This window comes from Cohnella sp. WQ 127256, from assembly GCF_024519285.1.
In the GTDB taxonomy this organism is placed as follows: domain Bacteria; phylum Bacillota; class Bacilli; order Paenibacillales; family Paenibacillaceae; genus Cohnella.
In genome coordinates this window covers 161,648-184,558 of the sequence record NZ_JAMZCY010000006.1, presented here as the reverse complement: position 1 = coordinate 184,558, position 22,911 = coordinate 161,648, and the positions used below count along the sequence as shown (strand labels likewise).

The following is a 22,911-nucleotide window of genomic DNA, read 5'->3' as shown; positions in this document are numbered from 1 at the left end:
TGTTCTTTTGTTTACCCTCTAGAAAGCGATTACATTTAGAACCTTAAAGGAAGCTATCTCGTGGATAGCTTCCTTTATCATAGAACCATGTAAGACACTCCTACAATATAAAGATCTTTACAAGCTAACGTTCCGTTTACTTTCTCATGCTTTTGCTTCCCTAAATTCCTGAGGCGTCGTTCCGATCATTTTCCGAAAGAAAGAGGTAAAGTAGGATGGCGATTCAAAGCCCAGCTTCAGAGCGATTTCATTTACCTTCATCTGTGTTCCCGTAAGTAAAGCAACTGCTTCACCAGCTTTGGCTTCGTTAATGAAATCGGACAAATTACGACCGGTCATCTGCTTGTAGAAACGCGAGAGATACGAGGGGTTAAAATAAACAACCTCCGCAATCCGCGCTAGGGAAAGATCGCCCCCCAGATTTTCCTCAACAAAACGATGGATTCGCTCCACGAGCAGATGCTCGCCCCGCTCCACCTGATCTCGTTTCCACTGACAAACCGATTCCCCCAGCTTCGTTAGTCTTTGTTCGACAATTCCCCACTCTTGCGGGGCTTCCAGCATCGGAAGACTCGCTATTCGAATTTCGTTCACCTGCTTGTCATTCGAATGTATGCCATTCAAATAAGTTAAATAGGTGATATGAAGCCTATAATAGCGCTCTAGCCCCAGCGAATAATTCGAAGCCATGTCATTACGCAGTCCCGACAGCAGCTCTAGCGTAATCTCACTTGTCCCTTCAGAGTCGCCCGTTTCCAAACACTTCTCCAGCTTCATTAGCTTTTTGTTGAACTCGGTAGACTGAGGAAAGGTCGAGGATGGTTTCCCCGTATCTTCCTGAAACCACACATCAGGCATCCGCAGGTCAATGATAGCCATGGATTGTCCGATTGCAGCGCGTTTCTTGAATGCCACTCTCATCATCTCGAATTGGGTTCCGATTTCATCGCCTTTGATAGCCCCCGCACTGAGCACGAAGGAAACGGGTATACCAAGCTCATTCCGACAGCCAGTCTGAATCGGCTCCAGCATGCCCTTCAAATAATCAAGTAACGAATCCCAGTTTGTCTCATCATTGACCCCCGCAAAGAGTCCTGCCTCCTGCGACGGCTGAATGAACCAGACAAGCTCAGAACGATCGTGGACGATGGATTCCGCTTTGATGGATAAGGGAAGGTGATCTACAAACAGACTTTGTATCGAAGAATAAGCCTCCATCTTCCCCGTATGTGTGACCCTTTCTTCCCAGAAGTCCACTTTACCCGTGATCATGAGATAGGGTTTCTTCCCATTTATCTGCAAGGAAAGACCTTCATATCTACTTTCCCGCCAGACGTCTGCTGCATTTTCTCCAACGAGCAAAGCCTCGAACAATTCCCTCTTTAATAGAGGCTCTGCAGCGGTGAGCCGAAATTCCGCGTGCTCCAAACGATGGAGATTACGCTTCTCTTCCTCTATTTTTCCCAAAATAGCTGATACGGCCTTCTGAATCGCTTCGATGCCTTCTGTCTTTAGAATATAATTGTCCACCTGTTTACGTATCGCCTTATGGGCATATTCAAATTCGCTATGCCCTGTAAGTAAAATGATGCGGCAAGAAGGCCAATAGGATAATACATCATCAACAAGCTGCATCCCACTTCTTCCAGGCATACGAATATCACTTATGAGAAGGTCTAGCTTCGTTTTTTTAACAGTTTCAAGAGCTTCATTCGCAGAATAAGCTTTACACAAATCAAATTCGAACTCATCGCTCTCACGGAAATACTGTTCAAGTCCGTCCACGATTGCCGGTTCATCATCCACGATCATTAATCGATACATGTTAGCCTCACCTCAGTCATTATAGTAAATGATGATTTCTGCTTTAAGTCCACCTAATGAGCTTCTAGAGACGACAACCCCACTTTGTTCTCCGAACTTAAGCCGAACTCGCCGACTAACGTTAACTAAACCCGTCTTTTCGGAATGAGGAGAATCCATGGTCAGCTTCGTTTGAAGTTCAAGAATTAGCTCTTCCGTTACGTCCTGCCCATCGTCCTCCACAACAATCGACAACCGCTTGTCTAGAAGGGTAGTGTACACTCGAACGACTCCTGCACGCCTAACACTTGTAAAAGCATATTCGAAAGCATTTTCCACGAGCGGTTGAATAATAATCCTTGGGACCTCCCATGCCTCGCAGGCTTCAGAGATATCCGATGCCTCCACCGTAATCCGGTTCGAGAACCTGATGCTTTGAATTTCACAATAATCCAGAGCATGCTGGTATTCCGCTTTGAGCGGAACTTCATCCTTACCGCTTCTTGTTATGAATTGATAGTAGCTACCCAGCTTCTGAGCCAATGTTGTAGCGGCCTCCAAATCACCACTGCGGCAAATCATATATAAATTAAAGAAGCTATTATACAAAAAATGAGGATTAATCTGAGATTGTAGCTGTTTCAGCTCTGAATGCTGTAGGGCTATCTTCTGCTCATAGTTTTCTTCAATAGATTGGCCAAGCTTCTCCACCATTCGGTCGAAGTTTCGATACAAATACCCAAATTCATTATCACTTTGATTGCGCAGGGATGTAATCAGGTTATCCGTTTCTAGCCTTTTAAAGGCTTGTATTAATTTTTTCAAAGGTTTATGTATCATCAGATTAACAGAAAAGGAAAACAGAATGACCACGGTTAGGGAGATAACCGATAGAATCACGTACCAAGTATTGAATTTTTTTAGCGGGCCCGTAACCTCATCCTGATTCATGTAGGCAAACAGCGTCAATCCTAACGAGCTAACTGGTGTATGAGTGATTAAATAGCTTTGTTTATCCGTCTTTAAGAGATAGCTTTCTACTGCTTGATCGGAATAACCCTGATCATCATGTACATTCAAATGATCCAGCACTTGCTGCCGAGCATTGACCGAAACGACGTTACCGTACTTCTCATTGACGAGCAGGACACCGGAATCCTTGTACAAGCCAACAAGACGATTTAATGTCGCACTCAGATTGGGAATAGACAACTCCAAAAAGGCGATGATATTTCCATTGTTGGAGGTTTCAATGAAGAACAACCTTCCATCATCATAATATAAGGGCTGTCCGGGGTTATTATCGCTATATCGGGCAATGAGCTCGGACTCCGGATTCGGCATTGAAGTGATGCGGTTCTGGGTTGAGATCGTCTTCCCTATCGATTTAATCGATATGCCCACGTTGAGTAAATAGTCACTTGAATTACGTATGGTAGCCACACGTTCAGCCACTCTATTTACCAACAAAATATCTTCCGACTCACTCAGCTGCTCTCCAAGAAAACCCAGCCTTTGTACATCAGGATCGTTCAATAATTGCAATTGCTGCATGCGCACAAAAGCGATCTGATCATTCAGTTGAGAGGAATAAAAATTAACATTGGACAAGATCGAATTTGCATAGCCTTCCTTCATGAAGGACATACCCGATTTATTCATCCATAGATTCGTTAAGAAGACAGGGGCCATCAACACTACAAAAACAATAATGACCTTCTGATAGACATGCAATTCGGCTAGCTTCCGATATTTCCTCATCTTTACTCTCCTTGTTGTCTATCATAACGGCAGGTTGACTTGGAGGAACTTAAGCGGGATTTGGGATGATATGTTATTCGACTTCAATTATTGGAGTCCTCTATTAGAGGCGATAAACTTCAACGATGATGTGGACTCCAGTTGAAGTTCAACACAAAAAAACAGAGCAAGGGAGATCACCTCTCACCCTGCACTGCTTTCCAAATCCATTCACCGCTTTGGCTACTATCAGACATTTCAAACCTTGATCGCGGCATTCCTCAACCTTATCGTACGGAGCGCAAGCCCAACCCCCACATACAGCAAAGTCGTCAGTATGCCTGCAATGGGAGATACTAGCCATTCCTTTCCTGAAGCAATGTCGATATATCCGTCAATCACCAAAGGATTGATCAGCGCATCCTCCACCGAGTGCATCAGAATACATGGCCAGATGGAGCCTGTCGCTCTGAACAGTTCAACAAACATAATGGACCAGCCAACCATGTTCACAATCGCAACGGCGGTAAAAGCTAGCTTATCGACGGGCAGGACACTGTACATATCTGCAGTCGGCAGAAAAACCAAATAATAAGGGATATGCCAAGCGCCCCAAATGATACCGGCAATCCCGTAAACATACCAATCCTTCAGCTTTAGCTGCAGAAGCTTTGAAGTTAGATACCCCCGCCACACAGCTTCCTCGAATATGTTCTTGATGAATTGGCCTAACAGCAAGCCCAGAAATACACCTCCGAAAGAGGGCATTGCTTGAAAGTTGGACATATCTATCCAGCCCAACAAAGTACCCACTAAGAGCACGATCCCTGTAATAAGCGGAAAGACAAGCAGGGCAATAAAATACCACATGAGGTTGCCTTTAAACCGAGGACGAAATCCGGTGTCCTTCCAGCCATCCCCAGCAAAGGAGCGCAGCAACAGGACCGTCACCAACGGCATCACAAGCCATAAGCCCATGCCAAGCGTATTCCCTTCTGGCTGATCCTTTAGCACACGATCCACAAGTACACCGATCCACCCACTAGCTATTACGAAGAAACCGAATAGGACCAGATTTCGTTTTGTTACCTGATTCATGGTTCTCCTCCTCTATGTTTATTTTTTGATAATGTCGATGATCCAAGCTGGATTGGGCAGCGGCACACCTGGATGCAAAGCCACTTCTTGTGCAATACCCTGGATAGCGCAATAAAAAGCCATTGATAGCGCCTGGGGATTGCCTTGCTTGATTTGCCCCATCTCCTGCCCTTTCACAATCAGCGCCACGCTCTGTTCAATAATGTGATGCTGCGCTAGTAACACATTGGCTTTCTCCGATATATCCAAATGAAAATAAGCGTTATTCATCAATACAAACATTCTGGCTGAGAACGGGTTCTGCTCTATCATCTGAAAAATCTCACTAGCAAAGCCGGACAAGAAACCAAGCGGATTTGCGAGTGCGAGCTCAAAATCGACATTCATTTTTTCACAGCCGATGGCGATTAGCTCTTCATATACATGCTCCTTGGAGTCGAAATAGTGAAACATCAAGCCCGAGCTTATACCTGCTGCTTTCGAGATTTCGCGGGTAGACGTGCCATAGAATCCTCGCCTAACAAACAGTTCAAGGGAAACCATTAATATTTGCTGGCGTCGATACTCCTGTTGCTCCTTTTTCGTTGGCATAACTACTCTCCTTCATAATATTAAGCATATGCTTAATATTATGATTAAGACACCCCTTCGTCAACCAGTATTTAACAAAGCCGTGAATTGGCGAGCGTTTTCCAAAGCATGACTCCTTGTGGACTTTGATGCAGCAAAAAAAACATCGCTATGGGCATAACCCAAATTGCGATGTTTTCCAAATCCACCTATGTCTTCGGCCTAAAGCAATTTCAAGATATCGACCGGCTCATTAAATTTGTAGCGTGCCTCGATCTCGTCCGGTGAATGCGCTCCCCATGCTGCCAAAGCGAAGTCCACACCAGCAGCCGCTGCACAATCCCTATCGTAAACCGTGTCTCCGATATAGATGGCCTCGGATTTATTCGCGCCGGATAGTTCAAGAAATTTCAGTATTGGCTCCGGATTTGGCTTATGCTTCAGCGTATCATCAGCGGTAACCCGAAATGGCAAAAGATCCATTAGACCAAAAGGAACGAAATCCTCCTCTAGCTCCTGATTCGTTTTGGAGGTGACAATACCCGTCATCATCTTCGCCTCGTTTAACGTCTTCAGAACGGAGTCGATTCCCTCATAAATGTGAATATCCCCATAATATTCTTTCATATAACCATTCCATTTGTCATTTATCTCGTCCACATTATGAATGCCCAGCATAGGGAGCGCGGTCGATCCGGGTACACCTAACACGAAGGTGAGCTCGTCATGTCCATATTCCCGGCCAGTCACTTCTTTCAGTGTTTTTTGCAGAGAGCCTATGACTGCTTTTTCCGTGTTAATAATTGTTCCGTCTACGTCGAATATGATGCATGTATACAAAAGAAAGAATCCCTCCCTTTTCGAACTCGGACTCAGCCACTAAATTGTACCAGTAGCTGGTTAAGCTTGTCACGCTCTTCCCAGAAAGGACCATGACCACTATATTGAAAGGGAACTAGCTGTGAATTTGGGATTAGCTTATGGGTTTCCTGAGCTTTGGCAAACGGAACAATCTGATCATGAATTCCGTGAATGATGAGTGTAGGCACGTGTATTTTGCCAAGATCGTTGTAAACATTCTCATCCCTTAGTGAAACCATAATGGCCGCAGTAGACCAGCTAGCAGCTTGTAAGCCTAGCTGAAAGAACCAGTCCGAGAAGGGCTCCGTAATATGCTGGAAGAAGAAGAGATCCGTTACTCCCTGCAACATTTTTGGACGATCATTAAGTGTCCCTGTGATGAACATATTTGCAGTTTCTGCTGGAACACTAGACGGAGAAGCGGCATCAATAAGGACAAGTCTGGATACACCTAGCCCCTGATGTCGGCCCATATATCGAATCGAGATCGCTCCTCCTGTCGAGTGTCCTGCTAGTGTGAAGTTTTTCAACTGTAAAGCCTCTACTACTGCACGGATATCATCCGCCAATCTGTCAAAGCTGTAGCCACTAAAGGGTTTATCTGAATTACCATAGCCCCTCCAGTCAATGCCTATACATCTGTATCCCATCGCCGGTAGAACATTAAATTGATATTCAAACTGCTTATGGTTTAATGGCCAGCCATGTATAAATAAGATTGTTTTAGTTCCCTCCGGATTTATATCCTCTACATATATTTTCACACCTTGTTCCACTGTTACAAAGTATCCCACGCCGATTCCTCCGTTTAAATAGAATGCTACTCACAATAAGATACTCACCGAGGGGAACATAGGTGATTGCCTATTCATTGTTTGTACAATCGGATTCCGTTGCATTTCATGTTAGTATAATTAGTAGAGAAAGGAGTGTTCTAATACGCTCATGAAAACATTAATCTTGGCAGAAAAGCCATCAGTAGCACGGGAAATTGCACGCGTGATGGGGAGCCACAATAAGAATAAAAGCTTCATCGAAGGGCCTAAGTATGTCGTCACCTGGGCTCTGGGTCATCTCGTAGGGTTGGCCGAGCCTGAAGATTACGATGCGAAGCTTGGGTCGTGGTCGCTTGAGGATTTACCGATTCTACCCGGACAGATGAAACTCAAAGTATTACGGGAAAGCAGCCACCAGTTTAAAGCCGTACAAGCCCTTATGCAGCGGCAGGATATCGGCGAATTAATTGTGGCGACTGACGCTGCCCGTGAAGGCGAACTACTAGCCAGATGGATTATCGACAAAGTGAAATGGAAGAAATCGTTTCAGCGGCTGTGGATTTCCTCCCAGACCGACAAAGCGATTAAGGAAGGCTTCGCTTCACTGAAGCCGGGTAGCCAATTCGACCGCCTGTACCAATCGGCTCGCTGTCGCGCTGAAGCAGACTGGATGATCGGACTCAATGTAACGCGTGCCCTAACCTGCAAATTCGGATCTCCGTTATCCGCCGGACGCGTCCAGACACCAAGCCTTGGCATGATCATGACGCGAGAAAATGAAATTATCTCGTTCCGCTCCGAGGAATACAGCGTCCTACGTATCGATATGGGTAAATTCGAAGCGATATGGAGAGGTACGAATGGGGATTCGAGGATATTCGATGCGACGAAGGCGAAGGAGCTGCAAGAGAAGCTTACTGGACGTACCGGTAATATTACTAAACTCAAGAAAAGCGAGAAAACTGTACCGCATCCTCTCGCTTACGATCTAACCGAGCTCCAACGGGATGCTAACCGCCAGCTCGGATTTTCGGCAAAACAGACCTCCAATGTACTACAGAAGCTCTATGAACAGCATAAGCTGGTCACTTATCCGCGGACGGATTCCCGCTATTTGACTTCGGATATGACAGACACATTGAAGGAACGGCTATCAAGTATAGCGGTTGGCCCCTATGCTCCGCTCGCAAGACCTCTACTGCGAGGAGCATTGCCACTAAGTAAGCGAATTGTCGACGATAGCAAAGTAACCGACCACCATGCGATTATCCCAACAGAGCAAGCCGTGCATCTGAACCTACTCAGCACGGAAGAACGCAAGTTATATGACTTAATTGTAAGACGGTTCATAAGCTTGTTCTATGCTCCAGCTCGGTTTGATCAGGTTGACGTTACCGTAAGCATGGCTGGTGAATCCTTATTCGCCAAAGGCACGACGATCAAAGATAGCGGCTGGCGTGTTGTCTATGATGCACAATCTATGGAGGATGACGAGAACGAGGACGATGCAGAGGGGAGCTCAGCAGTATTGCCCGAGCTACGCGAAGGTGAATCCCTCACTGTGAAGCATTGCCGAATTCAAGGAGGACGAACACTACCTCCAAAAAGATACACCGAAGCCGCTCTTCTAACACAAATGGAGAAGCACGGACTCGGGACACCGGCGACTCGCGCAGACATCATCGAGAAGCTCGTTAATTCGGATACAATTGAGCGGCAGGGAAATCTGCTTCACCCAACAGGCAAAGGTAAACAGCTGATCGAGCTTGCTCCCGCAGACTTACGATCACCAGAGCTAACGGCTCGTTGGGAAGCGGAATTGGAACGAATCGCACGCGGTCAAGGCAAGCCAGAGCCCTTCCTAAATGGGATTCGCGAGATGACTCAGGGACTTGTTTCCGGCGTCAAGAAGAGCGATGCTTCCTATGTTCCTCATAACGTATCCAGCAGTCATTGCCCAGACTGCGGCACACGATTACTGGAGAAAAAGTCTAAGCGTGGACTCATGCTTATCTGTCCAAGTGAGGATTGTGGCTACCGTCGTTCCGACGAGAAGCAGCTTTCCAATCGTCGTTGTGCCCAGTGTCATAAGAAAATGGAGATGAAAGAAGGCAAGGCTGGAAAGTACGTGCAATGTTTACCCTGCGGCATCACGGAGATGGTGAATAAGGATAACAAACACATTAATAAGCGCGAACAACAGAAGCTTGTCCAACAATACGGCAAGACGCAAGAATCCGTTGGCTCCAATCTTGGAGATTTACTCAAGGCCGCTATGGAGAAGAAAAAATAGTTAAGGTAAAGCTTAGGCTACCTCCTCCTATTCTGCGGAGTTCATCCACAAACATAAAAGTGCTAGTACAGAGGATTTTCCTGTACTAGCACTTTTCTTGTTTTTCGCATCTCATCCCAGGTGTAGTAATCAAGATGATCTGGGAAAACTTATAAATTTTAAAGAAATATAGTGAATATATTTTTATACCCTGATAACATTCCAGATGAATACAATTCTATTAGAGAAAGGAATAAAACTATGGATATTAAAGTTGAAGCTATACCAGATTATCGCATTGCATACGTGCGACAAGTCGGTCCGTATGGTCCTAACAACTCTCGCGCAATGGAGATGTTAAAGAAATGGGCTGCGGGGGAAAATCTACTTACTGAATCGGCGATTCTACTCGGAGTTCCACAAGACAACCCTGAAACAACTCTGCCAGAGAACTGTAGATATGATGCATGTATCGTCATTCCAAAGGATTATTTAGTTAATGATTCCATGTGCCAAAGTGAGCTTCTTGGTGGATTGTATGTGGTTTGCAAGATCAAACATACTGCCGAAGAAATTCAAAAAACATGGAGCGAGATTTTTCCATACTTACAGTCCAGCGGATACCAAATTGACCGCAAACCGATTTTAGAACGATACATTGGTGAAATGATTAACAATGATTTGTGTGAAATATGTGTTCCTATTAAACCGTTATAATTTTACCAGGATCTTTGGCGTGCAAACGACCCGCTGAATTGGCCTCCAAGCGCCTGAAATTTCCGGGGGAGACCCGATAACGGGCTTTAAATGCCCTCTCGAAATAGGCTAATGTGTTAAACCCTGACGCGTAGCAGATTTCCGTGACCGGAAGATCGGTTGCGCTAACCAGCGATTTGGCGAACTGCAGCCTCATGTCACGCACGTAGGCTTGGAATGTGAGCCCGGTCTGTTTACCGAAGCTCTCGCTAAAATAATTAGCGGATAATCCGGCTAGACGAGCAACGTCTTCTAATAAGAGAGGGTTGCGGAAATGATGCTGCAAATAAACGAGTGCCTTACGGATAGACGGATGAACAGGGAGTACCGCTACTTCCTTCTCCGTTGGCGGACAACTGCGGGACAGATCGACCAGCAATCGCTCGATGCAGCCTTGAACGATAATGTCGCCGTTCTCCCGCCAGTCCGCGGACTCGCTTAGAATACGTTCGAATTCCCGCTCGGCCTCCGCGTATTCCCTCTGTTCATACTGGTAGAGATACGCGTTGCCTCGTTCGAACAGATGTCCGGCAAGCTTATCGGAGATCATTCTTTCCGTGAAGATTAGATTATATAGCCGCAATGTCTGTCCCGGATCGGGAGCGATCTGATGAAAGTCGGCAGGGGTTAACAGAAAAACGTGCCCACGCTCCATCCGGAGCGGAGCTCCGTTTATCCTATGAATTCCCGTTCCGGAAACGACGAGCGCCAACTCGTAAAATTGATGCCAGTGCGTACCGATCGGCCGGTCCAAGGAATGCTGATACATCCGAAAGGAGGACAATGGATCCATATACTGGTCATTAAACAGCCTTTCGGGTATGTCTTGGTTTTTCAAGCACGTATTCCCCTTCCCACTATACCAATCTATCGCTTTGGCGTTCTCGACAAGAAATCTATGCGTTCACGAAAGTATTGCCCGCCAAGTCCTTACCTCTTGCCAACCAAATCTTAAAGCCTTGATTGTTCTCCGGGATTACCTTGGCCTCCGTGGAGAAATACCGCATCGTATAACCGCATCGGCGATGAGGGCTCTCGTTCGGCGGCGCGCCGTGGATAATCCGCGAGTCGTGCAGCGAGCATTCGCCGGGTTCAAGCTCGAAGTAGACCGCCTTCGATTCATCGATCTTGCTTCTTTTGATTTCCGTCGGAAAAATATTTCGACCCTCGTCCACACTCTCGTATTCCGAGAAGCCGTTCAGGTGGGTGCCGGGAATGACCCGCATGCAGCCGTTCTCCTTGTTGCTTCTATCGATCGCCAGCCACACCGTTACAATTTTGTCGTAGCGAGACAGTCGCCCCTCCCAATAGGCGGAATCCTCGTGCCAAGGCGTCTGCTTTCCCGTCAGGGGCTCCTTGCTGATGAAATGGCTGGACCACAGCCCAATATTCGGGCCGATGATTGGCTCTACCAGATCGAGCACTTCGTCAGCTAGCAGGAACTCCAGTAGCCTTTCGTCGCGAAAATGCGGCGTATCTAGCTCGCTGTTCAGCTTGCGGCCGACCATTGCCCATTGTTCCTCGAAAATATCCGTTAATTTTTGCATTTTGTCCGAGCTGAATAACGGATTCCGATAGAGCGCATACCCATTCTCTTTGTATCCTTGAATCTGCTCGCTTGTCAATGTCTCATTTCCGGCCATACCCGCATCTCTCTCCTTTTTCATAAACCATCATGTTTTAATTATAGAGAACACGCAACAATCAAAGCTCATCTTCGTTTCGGAAAAAGTTGACTTTATTTCGGATTTGCGAAGTTGTGCGGCCGTTACATATTGAGCAATCGCGCCCGTGATTCCTCGGAGGATAGAGAAGGTGTATATTGCAACGTATATAAGGAATCCCACTCCTCCCTGCCCCGTATCCGAAGTTTCAAAGTCATATACTCGGCCGTTCTATGCGGAAGCACGTACCTAACGATGGGTCCGCAACGGTTCGCGTTAGGCTCCAACGCCGCGAAGTTCCATTCCAGCAGTGGTACTTCGTCTTCTCCCGGTCCGAAATTCAGAACCGCCTCTACCGTCCCGCCAAGCAGATCCTCGTAACAATCGTTAAGAACCCACAGTTCGGGAGCGAACATCTCTCCCTCCGTCCATGCGAACTTCTCGATTCTCGCGCTGGCCAGCACCGGTCGGCAGGAAGCTTTCACCGCTTCATAGGCGGGCTTCGGTTCCGCAGGCCAATTGACGAGGCTGTTATTTGCCGCAGTAGGCCATGGCTCGTTAAAGCACCAATTCAACGCCATGGAGCATTTCGGCTTCTGTCTTCGGGCTTCCTCGTAGATCGCTTTGTAGCCCTCAGCCTGCAGCCATTGCCCCCGCTCCACAAGTTGCTCCAACGATTCGCAAGGTCCGAAATAATGCTCGATCGTCCCCAGGTTCAACCAATCGTCGGATAGCCAAGCCCCGAAAGCATGATGGGTCTCCCACGCCGTGCCGGGCCGCGGCGGGAAAAGTTCGGATTCGGGAATAAACTGCCGAATATACTCGGCAGACGAAGGTCCCGGCACTCCAAACTCCGTATACGCCGTGTTGTTCGCACGGGCCATCCATTGATAAACCTCTTCTCCTGAATCGTCCCGGAATTTGTAGTGTCCATGAGCCATCCCCATTAACGGAGAGGTCATTAAAAACGGTCGCTGCGGATCCAATTCGTAACAATTTTTGTTTAACAGTCGCAAGGCCAACGATTGATCCGTCATCCCCGACCAGCTATTGAACAACTCGTTTCCCCCGCACCACATCACAACAGAGCAATGGGAACGCAATCTGTGAATAATGGATTTGGATTCCTGATCCAACACCTGCAAATACGCATCCGTACCGACGTAATTGTTGCAGGCCAGCGGGAACTCCTGCCAGACCATCAAACCCATCTCGTCGCAAAGCTGGAAGAAGACGTCCTTATTAATAATCCCACCTCCCCAGGAGCGCAGGAGATTCATATTCGCGTCTTTGGTCAACTTCAGCAAACTTCCGTAAGTTTGCTCCCGAATCGTCCCCGGGAAAATCTCGGGATTGACCCAGTTAGAGCCTTTGCAGAAAATCTCCCTTCCGTTTACTTCGAGCATAATGGGAGGATTGCTGCGACTCTTAGGAAATTGGGACGGCTCTTGCCAAGCCCCAGGATGCATGACTAGCCTTACGGTTCGGAAACCGACAGCCTGCCGCTTCCGGTCGTTCCGACGCCCGCCCTCAGTCCACTCTACGGCCGATTCGTACAAGACCGGATCGCCGTGTTCGGCCGGCCACCATAATTCCGGCTTTACAAGTTCCGTGCGAATCCGTAACGTTCGCTCCCCCGGTGCGATCTCTTTGGAAGCCACGACCGCTCCGTGTCGATCCGTTAAAGTCCACCGAAGAACGCCTTCCTCATACGGCAATTCGGACAGTTGCACGGCCATGTCGATCTCCGCCAATTGTAAATCCGACGACAACCGATAGAATGTCTCGAAAGATTCAATATGGGACGCGGCTCTCGTCTCCAAATAAGTGTCGTCCCAGATGCCGAGCGGCACGAGCCGCGGGTGCCAATCCCAGCCGTAGCTTACGGCCGGCTTACAGGATTGATCAGCTTGCTCGCGCCCGGGCGACGCTCCCTCTCGCTTGGGCGCCGGGAAAACGACGATCCGAAGCTCGTCGCCTTCCACCGCTAAACCCGTCAAATCGATCTCAAACGGTGTGAACATCCCTTCCTGCTCGTGCAGAATGTCCCCGTTCAGCAGGACCTTAAAGCGATAGTCGACCCCCTTGCATACGAAATAGAGACGCTCCCGGGCTTCTAATTCCGGCAAAGACAGAATCGCGGAATACGTCCAGAAGCAATCCTCCATCCACGCATACTGCTCCAAATGATCGACATACCCGTGATCGCCCCAGCCTTCCGCCCGCGCCCAGTCCAATTGCACGGCCCCGGGTACGATCGCCGGCACCATTTTGTCTGGATGCATATCGCTCGACCGGCTCCAGCCGACTGTCCATTCTAGCTCTTTCTTTCTTAGCGACTGAGACATTAATATGACCTCGCCTTTCTATTCTTTAATCCCTAGATACGTTCAAGCGAACCGTTTCAATTCGGCGAGGTCCCACCTCAATTGTTAAGGAATCCCGATCCGAAACGATAGGCTGGCAGGGCTCCTCCAATAAGTTCGTCAGAGAAGCTCTCCTGATCGGCACCGGCAAACGGAGCTTTGCTGAATCCGTTACATCGCTTGCATTGAATAAGCGCAGCACGAAGCCATCACGATCCTCTGCCTCCTTCACCGCCGAGAGCATCACTTCCCCATCTATCGATAACAGGGTTTGACCGAGAGGGAGCTTGTCCTTATGTTCATTTGGATCTGCTTCCTTGAATACGCCGGTATGCATGGAAGCTTGCACCCATGCTCTCCCTTCATTCCATCTCCGCTCGTCCATGGCAAACAGCTTTGTCTGCAAGCCTTGATGGAACAATTCGGCCTCTTGATAGAGCAGCGTTGCCTGATGCGAATAATCTCCCTCAGTGGATGCGAAAGGACGTATAGCTAGAGAATAGGAATGATTACCCAGACATTGGCCCTTGGGCTGTAAATCCTGTTCTAAATGTATCGCTTCTCTGATATTGATATTTTCAACTCCGCGCAGCAGCGTAACTTCCGCCTGTCGTCCTTCTTTAGTCATTTCGTATTCATGAATCCCTTTGGCGAAAACTGCGACGCCGCAACCTTTGCTAACGGGCGCAAACCATTTCCAGAAAGGTTGAGCATTCGCATCTGGCTGCCATTCCATCCCCTGATCCCATGAACGTTTGACGATATCGAACTGACCTCCAGCCCACACTTCATCCGCAGCGGTTTCGCAAGGGAACAGCACCCTAATCCGGTGATCCTTCGCTAGATTGTTCATCTCGACATGCATATTCACCTGCCGCGCGCCCTTCTCCAGCCTTAACCGAACTTCAAACGTGCAAGGCACGACAGAATCGCTTCTCGTCATGCGATCTTCGTTCAAGTGTTCCGGCAATTCCCAAGTGAAGCGATAAGAGCATTCCTCGTAGAGCTCATTGGATATAGCCGTTTCCATGACGACTTCGCCGCTCCACACTTCGCTTTGCCGCTTTCCTTCCGTCCGCTTGAACACGTAGAGATAGCCGCGGTCGCCGTCGTCCTGAAAGCGTCCTTGATTGCGATGAGTCACGCCGCTCGCTTTATCAGAGAGATGGAACGAACCGTCCGACTGCACTTCGACACGAATATGCTCATTCTCCAGTACGACGGCATGTTTATCCATCACCTGATCCATAATCCCCCCGATAACAGATTCAGACGGGCAAACCCGAAAAGTAGCGTAGCCAAGCTTCGGCACCTCCGGCTGCCATTCGATGTCGTACCGTCTAAGCTTCAGATCCCCCGGCAAGTTAATCGGGCTAGTGACGTAATAACGCGTAGGCTGAGAGGACAATACGCGATAGGGAATTTCGCGTCCTTCTCCGTCCAAGATCACGAAAGCTTTCACCTGATCGCTCTCCATAAAATAAATAGCCGTTTGAATTACGGGTGACGCGGCGAGCTGTGATGTGTTCGCAACAAACAGCTTTTGATCCTGATTGTCGAACAACGATGCTCCCACCTGACGGGCAAGCACGGTCATCTTACGGTCGATGACCTCCTCCGCCAATTCGCGTACGCGTACATAACGGTCCATCATATGATCATGAACGGCATCTTGGCTGCAGCCACATATCGAATCGTGAGGATGATTCTCCATATAGAGCTTCCAAACATAGCGCATCGTATCCGACTCATAAGCATCCAATCCAAGCATAGCGCACCATACTGACAAGGGCTCCATCCACTTCTCGATCAAATCGTGGCATGCCATGTTCTCCTGCTTAATATAGATCCGACTCGACAGAGTTCCGGCGAGTATTTCATGCTCGAGTCCTTCCCTCAGTTCGCCAACTACGGTTTCGAATGAACCGGATGGTTGCTCAATCATATGCTGACGGACAGCTTCGGCATATTGGGGCAAAGTATCATGCACAATATGGATTTCATCGCCATAACGCTTTCTCAGCTTCCCCAGCACTTCGGTAAGATCGTACTGAGCCTCCAGGTGATCGACTCCGTTCATCATGGCATAATGCGGAGAGTCAATCGCCTTCTCCTCCCGTTCCCGGATCACATCGAACAATTCGAATAACCGGGTTTCTTCATTCGGTAGACGCTGTGCATTATTGTACCAGTGAGCCATCAGAATTCCGGTCACATTAGAGCCGTCTGGAGACTGCCAATGGAAATAAGGGCTGGCATGTCTCTTGAGATCATACCCCCTCCCGAATATCACCCGATCCAACCCAACTCCGTAGAAAATTTGCGGCATTTGCCCAATAAGGCCGAAATGATCCGGCAAATATCCAATTTTCATCTCGCCTCCGAGCTGTCGTGAACGTCCGATCCCCTCTATTAAATTGCGTACCGTTGATTCCCCGCTCGTTAAGTAAAGATCGTTTTGTTGAAACCAGGGACCGATTAAAATTCTACCCTCCCGAATGTAACGCTCTAGCCGTTCAGTGTTGTTCGGGCGCAATGCGGCATAATCCTCCAGCACGATCGTCTGGCCGTCCAAGTGAAAATATTTGAACTCTGGATCCCGGTCGAGCAAATCCAGTAACCGATCAATCAGATTAACCAACCGATATCGAAACTTCTCGAACGTGAGATACCATTCCCTGTCCCAATGCGTATGCGAAATAAAATGATAGGTTTTGTTCAACCGATTGTCCTCCTATAAAAACAGGATCGACTGGTTAATGCATTGTCGATCCTGCTTATAATTTGAATAGGGATGCGAGTCTTACTTAGCTGCCAAATACGCATTAATCTGCTTGGTTGCCTCTTCACGAATCTTATCTAACCCAAGCTTGCGCGCTTTCTGGTTTAAATCGTGGGCTTTCTTGAATGTATCTTGGAAAGCACCCGAAGCATAGATTTGACCGATTTGATCCATAACTGGAGCTACTTTAGCTATTTCCGATTTAACAGGCTCGGTATCGAAGGTAAAGCCCGCGAGCGGCGTTTGATAGTAGCTATCCACATTCATGGAATAATCGAGAAGCTGGTATACCTGTTCATCCATTCCTGCCAAATTACGGATCGAATTCGGATTCCAAGTCATTTGATAGCCTGGGAACACATATCTTGGACCGCTTTCTGGATATTTGAACAGAGCATCCCCTTCCGCAATCCAATCGACGCCCTCTATCCCGCGTTCGAACAAATCATGATTGGCCTTATCTGAGAACAACCAATCAAAGAACTTCATAACCGAATCCGCTTTCTTGGAGGTTACCGGAATGCTAATAAAGTTGAACGCTTTGAAGTCTGTTTTCATTGCACGAGGCTGTAAAGCGCGCTGTGAATCACCGGAGGAGAAAAACTCTAATTGCGCACCGGGCACTGCTTTAGCAAGCTGATCTTTAAGGGTCGCAAATTGAGAGATGCCATGCGCCAGGGCTCCGGACTTCCCAGCAGAGAACATAGAGGCTGCATTTTGCTGTGTCAACAGATCCTTCTCGAAGTAGCCTGTACCCTTCCAACGTGTCGAAATCTCTACAGTATCATATGGAATTCCCTCTAATTGCTCTTGTCTATCTCCGGGCAGCTCCATAGTAACGCATTCCTTCAAGTCTCCACTCATTTCACATTGTGCCTGTATGCTGCCTGTCAGTCCGATCATGAACTTATTGGACTTTGCAAGGAAATAGTCGTTCTCGTCATTCAGGCCGTAATTCCATCTTAAAGCGTTCCCATCATCGGCTAACGGAATCATTCCTGACTCATTCTTTAGGACATGATCAAAGTATTGCTCCAGCTCGCTTAGACTCGATATCTGACCCATTCCGTACTTTTCTCTTAAGTCTTTGCGAATAAAGAAGCCATTAATTTCTTTATAACCTTGCGTGAAAGGAATCCCATAAAGCTTTTCATTAAACTTGTTGTTATTGACATACTCTTGTCCGAAAGCCTGCTTTAATCCCGGATATTCGTCATTCAAGAAATATTTGTCTAATTCCAGATATAGATCTTGATTGATATTGTTAATCATTGTAGCCCAAGGGGCATCAAAGACAGCATCCACTTCTTCGCCAGCCGTCAGCTTCAACTTCACTTTATTGAAGAAGTCAGCCATTGGCGTCCATGAAATATTGATCTTCATATTCAGCGTGTCTTTGGTTCTCTTCTCGAATTCTGCCAGCACATCATCCATTCCCGCCGGTTTATCCCCCCATAGCATGAAATTCAACTCAACGGGGTCTGGTGCAGGCTTGCTTGCTTCAGGAGCTTCTGATTGTGCGCTTTCTGTTGGAGCATTTGCATGGGTCGCGTTGCTCTTATCGTTTTTTTGCGCACACGCTGCCAACATACTCATCAACATAACCATGAATAACACTAGCGCTGTACTTCTCATCACTTTGATCTTCAAAATTGAACCCTCCATTTTTTTTATAATAACATCTATACTAAACCGATGGATATCGGACTTAGCCCTTCACAGCACCCATAACCAGCCCTCGAATGAAATACCTCTGGAGAAAAGGGTATAGAAAAATGATAGGCCCAATTGCAACGACAGTAGTCGCCATCCTTGCCGAGAGCGCAGGTACGACCGTGGCGATTTGCTGATTGCTATTAATCATGCTGCTCGCAAAATCGAGATTACGAATAATAGCCATAATGATATATTGCAAAGGATAAAGATCTGGTTTCTCAATAAACAACAGTGCTCTGAACCATTCATTCCAGAAACCGATTGCATAAAACAACCCAATCGTTGACATCGCAGGCAACGAAACCGGTATAATAATTCGCAACAAAACCGTAAAATCGTTGGCCCCATCAATACGTGCAGATTCAGACAAGGCTTCCGGTACTGTACGGAAAAAGTTACGGAGCATATACACGTAATATGGACTTAAAATACCTGGAAGAACTAGCGCCCATAACGTATCCTTCATATGCAAATACTTCACAATTAACAGGTAATACGCGACTAAACCGCCATTAAACAAGATAGTTAGATATAAGAAAAAAGAGATGACGCCTGCATACTTCAGTCTTCTTTCTGAAATCGCGTAAGCAATCCCGCTAGTTACGATCATACTGAGCACCGTTCCAACTAAGGTCATGATGGCGGTGACAAGATAAGAATTGTAGATGACATCTGTCTTAAGAATGAGCTTATAAGCTTCAAAGGAAAATTTCTGAGGCATCAGGTTGTATCCATTCTGAATAAGTGACAATTCATCCGTCATTGAGCTGGAAACCAGCAACAGGAAGGGTAGAATACAAACGAGAGCAAATAAACTAATGGCAATATAGAAAATCCCCAGTAACAACTTGTCGCTCCATGTTCGTGTTTTCATGTTGGTCCCCCAGCAAATTAATAAATTGAAGCATCTCTGTCGTATAATTTCACGATCTTATTCGTGATCAAGATAAGGATAAGCCCCATAATGGACTGATACAGTCCAACTGCTGAAGCCATGCCGAAATCCCCTAACGTACGAAGTGACCTGTACACAAACGTATCGATGACGTCCGTCGTTGGGTACAAGAATTGGTTATCTCCGACCAGCGCATAAATCATGCCGAAATCTCCATAGAAAATTTTCCCTAGAGCAAGCAGGACAAGAAGGATTGTGATGCTCTTCATTAGAGGGAGTGTGATATAACGAATCATTTGCAAGCGGTTTGCTCCATCAATCTTGGCCGACTCGTATAAATCATTGTTAATTCCGGCCATTGCAGCCAAATAAATAATGGTTCCATATCCGGCGCTCTTCCAAATACGGATTGCGATCAGAATCCCTGGCCACGCTTCGGGAGACGAATAAAAACTGATGGATTGTAAGCCCATAGCCTCTAAAGTGTTGTTGATCAAGCCCGTATCTGAGGAGAGGAGTGCAATCATGAATATCGAGACCACTGCCCAAGAAATAAAGAAAGGAAGAATAATGACTGACTGCGTTACTCTCTTAAACCATTTACCGCCTATTTCATTAATGACGACAGCCAACACGATTGCGGATACAATCTCTCCCAGGATAAATAGAAGATTAAGATAAATCGTATTAAACGTCACTCGCGGCCAATCGAGTCCGCTGAAAAAGAAGTCGAAGTTTCGCAAGCCTACAAACTCACTGCCAGTCAAACCCTTGATCGGATTAAAATCCAAGAAGGCTACATAGACACCGAGCATCGGAATGTAATTGAAGATCAGAATAAAAAGTAAGCCTGGCACTGTCAGCAAATAAAGATATTTATTTCTTGCCAATTCTCGAAAAACCGATTGAAACACGTTTCTTCTAAATTTTGTCTGCTCCATCCACTCTGCACACTCCTGATCCATAAAATCACCAATAAGTATTTCTAACTCTTGACCTCGTCGATTGCTTATCAGCTTATCCTTTAACGCACATTGTTGAGTAGCTTGTTTTTTAATGATTGCCTTGATCATTCATGAATGGGCACCTAATATCCTCATTACGTAACCGATTATTCATGAATAACGAAATGAAAGAACGCCATCTGACCCTTATGAGGTCAAATGGCGTTCTTTGGAATCTTCCCGATACTGCGCAGCGCTTACTCCCGTATATTTTTTGAAGCTCGTATAGAAGTAGCTTGAGTTAGCAAAGCCCACTTCTTCCGCAATATCTTTGATCGAATCATTTGTTTCTCGCAGCAGCTGCATAGCATGCATGAATCGAACATCCGTAATATATTCGGATATCGACTTTCCTACCTGCTTCTTGAAGATTAATCGCAAATGATTAGGCGATAGGTAAACCAACTCAGCCAGACTTTCAACGCTCAAGTTCGTATCGTGATAATGTGTAAGGATGTATTCCTCAACTTTCTTAATCACTTCTTCTTGCTTGGAATCTTTTCTTTCGTTCACAACGGTGATAATTGCAATATAAAGCTTCTTGTACCAATCCTTAATTTCATTAAGGGTGTCTAACTCAGAAATTTGTTTCATAATATTCTGTCTCTGTGATCCCAGTCGCTCAGGATCAACCTGCATGATGCCTGTAGCTGTCTTAATGATTGCAAGTGCCGATTGGGTTAAGGAGAGAATAATCTCGTCATAAGTAAATTGACTTACCGATTGCATGAGCTTGTCTAATGTTCGCATATATTTTTCTTCATCTTCAAGCTTCAGACTATCCACTAGCTTTTTTTCCAAATCAAGCGGGTATAAATATTCTTCTCCCCCATTACCTGGAACTGAATCCTGATCAATAATAGCTCCCCTGCCAAGTCTGAGTCTGCTATTCGAAGCGTTTATAGCACTATAATAGGACTTTCCAATATCTGAAATATGACTGAATACAGTACCGATTCCCACAGTTATGGACAGCTTCACATTGATTTCAACTGCTTCTTGAATGTTTTTGAAATTTTCTTTTACATTCAGTAAGGGTTTGCCTTTCATTGAGCTAATAAGAAAGCTAATTGTATCCTCTCTGCTCTCAATTTCTTCAACATAATAATTCCCTTCAATTAGCTCACTCGAAATATTAGAAATGGCAAACCGGTATAACGCGATATCCCGCAGAGAGTAGCGCTCTGATAATGCTTTATATTCATCTATTCTAAGGATAACAATAAGATTGTGCTCAGAATTGGGTGGGATGCCGACAGATTGAAGTTCATCCTCCATATTCTTGTTCAGGTAGACTTCGTTACGTATGAGCCGCTCCAGAAGCTCCTTTTTCTTGGCCGGCCTATAGGCGTTCAATGTATGATTCAATCCGGATATATCGGTTGTCATGTGATCGAAGGCATCGCGAAGAAACTCGAATTCGCTGACCGATGAAGAATTCGCCGAAAGCTTGCCCTGTGATTTAACCCGCTGGATTAAGCGATGTATCGGTTTATACAAGCTTCTTATAAACAATAGAGAAATAATGGCGGATATGAGGATAAAAATGCCTGTAATCAGAAAAACGGTGTCTCCCAGTTGAGATATTCGGGATACCAATTGTTCATATTCAATGATACTGATGAAGTACCATCCTAGAATATTACTGGATTTTAAATACGTAATGAAGTGCTTCTTGCCCTGTTTATCCGAGGTGAAGTATCCGCTATTCTCTTCTTTGGCATTTGATTGAATCGTGCGAAAAAACGCTTCATCCGACAATTCACGATTGGAGGCAAAATTGTCCGTTTGTATAATGACGGTACCCTTGTGGTTAACGATCAACTTCTGATTCTTATTGCCCATCGACTCCAGCGCCAACATTTCCTTTATTTTTTCGAGGCTGATATTGATAATTAACGCTGCATCGGTCGTCGCTGTATTCGATGATTCTGAGAAAATAATAGAGATAAACTTGTGTTCTTCCCATTTATCATAAATACGAAAGTTTGCATCCCTAGGAATAAAGATCGGATTGTTGACCACATTAGTCTCGTTCAAATAATCCACAATGTCCTTGTCGTAGAATTCCCCGGTCTCCCTAACTGTTGTTCCACTTGAGAATACGGCGTCAGCATTCCGATTTAGGATATAAACAGACGAGACTAAGGGACTGAACTGCATAGAGTCGATAAGCGTTTTACTAATCTCGTACATCTCTTCCGTTCCGAATTGATCGGCATAGAGAGCATTAAATACATTGCTGTTGTTTCTAAAAAATCTGGAGTAATAATTATACACAGCCATCAACTGTGCATCTATCATTCGATAAGTCTGCTCTAGTTGATCCACTGAGATGCTGTACGTATCCTGTATGCTTCTTTCCGAATATTTGCTGAATAGAAATGCAGACAACGATGAAAGAAGAATAGCACAGGACATGATTAGGATGAGGAGCATTCGAATTAATGATTTGTTATGCTTCAAGAAATAGATAAATGGACTCCATGCTGATGTCTTCCCCATAGGCTACCCCACCGTTGATATTTAAGAATAAATGGAAATTTCAAGAGCCGCCATACAACGATAAAAGTAATACCTCTGCAATTGATATGCAGAAGTATTACTT

Annotated in this window: 16 protein-coding genes; 2 read left to right on the top strand and 14 right to left on the bottom strand. The window is 46.1% G+C overall.

The features are described from left to right. Window positions 1-144: 144 nt before the first annotated feature. The 6 genes from M1K58_RS19270 to M1K58_RS19245 all read right to left on the bottom strand — a co-directional run bounded on the left by M1K58_RS19270 (window position 145) and on the right by M1K58_RS19245 (window position 6,866). Window positions 145-1,824, bottom strand: a complete 1,680-nt coding sequence (locus M1K58_RS19270) for a response regulator transcription factor (RefSeq protein ID WP_256760504.1) — start codon at window positions 1,822-1,824, stop codon at window positions 145-147. A gap of 12 nt (window positions 1,825-1,836) precedes the next feature. Then, window positions 1,837-3,564 (bottom strand): sensor histidine kinase, encoded by a 1,728-nt coding sequence (locus tag M1K58_RS19265; RefSeq protein ID WP_256760503.1) that lies wholly within the window; start codon window positions 3,562-3,564, stop codon window positions 1,837-1,839. Between the two features lie 237 nt (window positions 3,565-3,801). Next, window positions 3,802-4,641: a CPBP family intramembrane glutamic endopeptidase gene (locus tag M1K58_RS19260; RefSeq protein ID WP_256760502.1), complete on the bottom strand. Its 840-nt coding sequence runs from the start codon at window positions 4,639-4,641 to the stop codon at window positions 3,802-3,804. Window positions 4,642-4,659: 18 nt separating this feature from the next. After that, window positions 4,660-5,232 carry a TetR/AcrR family transcriptional regulator gene (locus M1K58_RS19255; protein ID WP_256760501.1) on the bottom strand — a complete coding sequence of 191 codons (573 nt, stop codon included), beginning with the start codon at window positions 5,230-5,232 and terminating at the stop codon, window positions 4,660-4,662. Window positions 5,233-5,433: 201 nt separating this feature from the next. Next, complete coding sequence (locus M1K58_RS19250) at window positions 5,434-6,051, bottom strand: HAD family hydrolase (protein ID WP_256760500.1); 618 nt, start codon at window positions 6,049-6,051, stop codon at window positions 5,434-5,436. Between the two features lie 32 nt (window positions 6,052-6,083). Continuing rightward, window positions 6,084-6,866, bottom strand: a complete 783-nt coding sequence (locus M1K58_RS19245) for an alpha/beta fold hydrolase (protein ID WP_256760499.1) — start codon at window positions 6,864-6,866, stop codon at window positions 6,084-6,086. A gap of 151 nt (window positions 6,867-7,017) precedes the next feature. Between M1K58_RS19245 and M1K58_RS19240 the strand changes: the two genes are divergently transcribed. After that, a complete protein-coding gene (locus tag M1K58_RS19240) occupies window positions 7,018-9,141 on the top strand; it encodes a DNA topoisomerase III (protein WP_256760498.1) in 2,124 nt (707 codons plus the stop codon). A 240-nt stretch (window positions 9,142-9,381) separates the two neighbouring features. Next, complete coding sequence (locus tag M1K58_RS19235) at window positions 9,382-9,837, top strand: AraC family transcriptional regulator (protein ID WP_256760497.1); 456 nt, start codon at window positions 9,382-9,384, stop codon at window positions 9,835-9,837. On the opposite strand, the gene M1K58_RS19230 is transcribed toward M1K58_RS19235, so the two are convergent. The 8 genes from M1K58_RS19230 to M1K58_RS19195 all read right to left on the bottom strand — a co-directional run bounded on the left by M1K58_RS19230 (window position 9,824) and on the right by M1K58_RS19195 (window position 22,808). Continuing rightward, a complete protein-coding gene (locus tag M1K58_RS19230; protein WP_256760496.1) occupies window positions 9,824-10,714 on the bottom strand; it encodes a helix-turn-helix transcriptional regulator in 891 nt (296 codons plus the stop codon). The genes M1K58_RS19235 and M1K58_RS19230 overlap by 14 nt on opposite strands. Before the next feature lie 58 nt (window positions 10,715-10,772). Next, window positions 10,773-11,519, bottom strand: a complete 747-nt coding sequence (locus tag M1K58_RS19225) for a phytanoyl-CoA dioxygenase family protein (protein WP_306220588.1) — start codon at window positions 11,517-11,519, stop codon at window positions 10,773-10,775. 125 nt (window positions 11,520-11,644) lie between these two features. Next, entirely contained in the window at window positions 11,645-13,888 is a 2,244-nt protein-coding gene (locus M1K58_RS19220) for a glycoside hydrolase family 2 protein (RefSeq protein ID WP_256760494.1), read from the bottom strand. A 25-nt stretch (window positions 13,889-13,913) separates the two neighbouring features. Beyond that, window positions 13,914-16,628, bottom strand: a complete 2,715-nt coding sequence (locus M1K58_RS19215) for a glycoside hydrolase family 38 N-terminal domain-containing protein (protein ID WP_256760493.1) — start codon at window positions 16,626-16,628, stop codon at window positions 13,914-13,916. A gap of 81 nt (window positions 16,629-16,709) precedes the next feature. After that, on the bottom strand, window positions 16,710-18,338 hold the full coding sequence (locus tag M1K58_RS19210; protein WP_256760492.1) for an extracellular solute-binding protein: 1,629 nt from the start codon (window positions 18,336-18,338) through the stop codon (window positions 16,710-16,712). 58 nt (window positions 18,339-18,396) lie between these two features. Continuing rightward, the gene (locus M1K58_RS19205; RefSeq protein WP_256760491.1) at window positions 18,397-19,278 is read right to left on the bottom strand and encodes a carbohydrate ABC transporter permease; all 882 of its coding nucleotides are present in this window, start codon (window positions 19,276-19,278) and stop codon (window positions 18,397-18,399) included. Window positions 19,279-19,295: 17 nt separating this feature from the next. Next, entirely contained in the window at window positions 19,296-20,372 is a 1,077-nt protein-coding gene (locus tag M1K58_RS19200) for an ABC transporter permease (protein WP_306220576.1), read from the bottom strand. 78 nt (window positions 20,373-20,450) lie between these two features. Further along, window positions 20,451-22,808, bottom strand: coding sequence for a helix-turn-helix domain-containing protein (locus tag M1K58_RS19195; RefSeq protein WP_256760490.1), 2,358 nt, complete (start codon window positions 22,806-22,808; stop codon window positions 20,451-20,453). Window positions 22,809-22,911 lie beyond the last annotated feature (103 nt).

Excerpts from the sequence above, each read along its gene's own strand:
- M1K58_RS19200 (WP_306220576.1), bottom strand. The coding sequence starts at position 20,372 with ATGATCAAGGCAATCATTAAAAAACAAGCTACTCAACAATGTGCGTTA.
- M1K58_RS19260 (WP_256760502.1), bottom strand. The coding sequence starts at position 4,641 with ATGAATCAGGTAACAAAACGAAATCTGGTCCTATTCGGTTTCTTCGTA.
- M1K58_RS19265 (WP_256760503.1), bottom strand. The coding sequence starts at position 3,564 with ATGAGGAAATATCGGAAGCTAGCCGAATTGCATGTCTATCAGAAGGTC.
- M1K58_RS19270 (WP_256760504.1), bottom strand. The coding sequence starts at position 1,824 with ATGTATCGATTAATGATCGTGGATGATGAACCGGCAATCGTGGACGGA.
- M1K58_RS19205 (WP_256760491.1), bottom strand. The coding sequence starts at position 19,278 with ATGAAAACACGAACATGGAGCGACAAGTTGTTACTGGGGATTTTCTAT.
- M1K58_RS19225 (WP_306220588.1), bottom strand. The coding sequence starts at position 11,519 with ATGGCCGGAAATGAGACATTGACAAGCGAGCAGATTCAAGGATACAAA.
- M1K58_RS19195 (WP_256760490.1), bottom strand. The coding sequence starts at position 22,808 with ATGGGGAAGACATCAGCATGGAGTCCATTTATCTATTTCTTGAAGCAT.
- M1K58_RS19255 (WP_256760501.1), bottom strand. The coding sequence starts at position 5,232 with ATGCCAACGAAAAAGGAGCAACAGGAGTATCGACGCCAGCAAATATTA.
- M1K58_RS19240 (WP_256760498.1), top strand. The coding sequence starts at position 7,018 with ATGAAAACATTAATCTTGGCAGAAAAGCCATCAGTAGCACGGGAAATT.
- M1K58_RS19235 (WP_256760497.1), top strand. The coding sequence starts at position 9,382 with ATGGATATTAAAGTTGAAGCTATACCAGATTATCGCATTGCATACGTG.
- M1K58_RS19220 (WP_256760494.1), bottom strand. The coding sequence starts at position 13,888 with ATGTCTCAGTCGCTAAGAAAGAAAGAGCTAGAATGGACAGTCGGCTGG.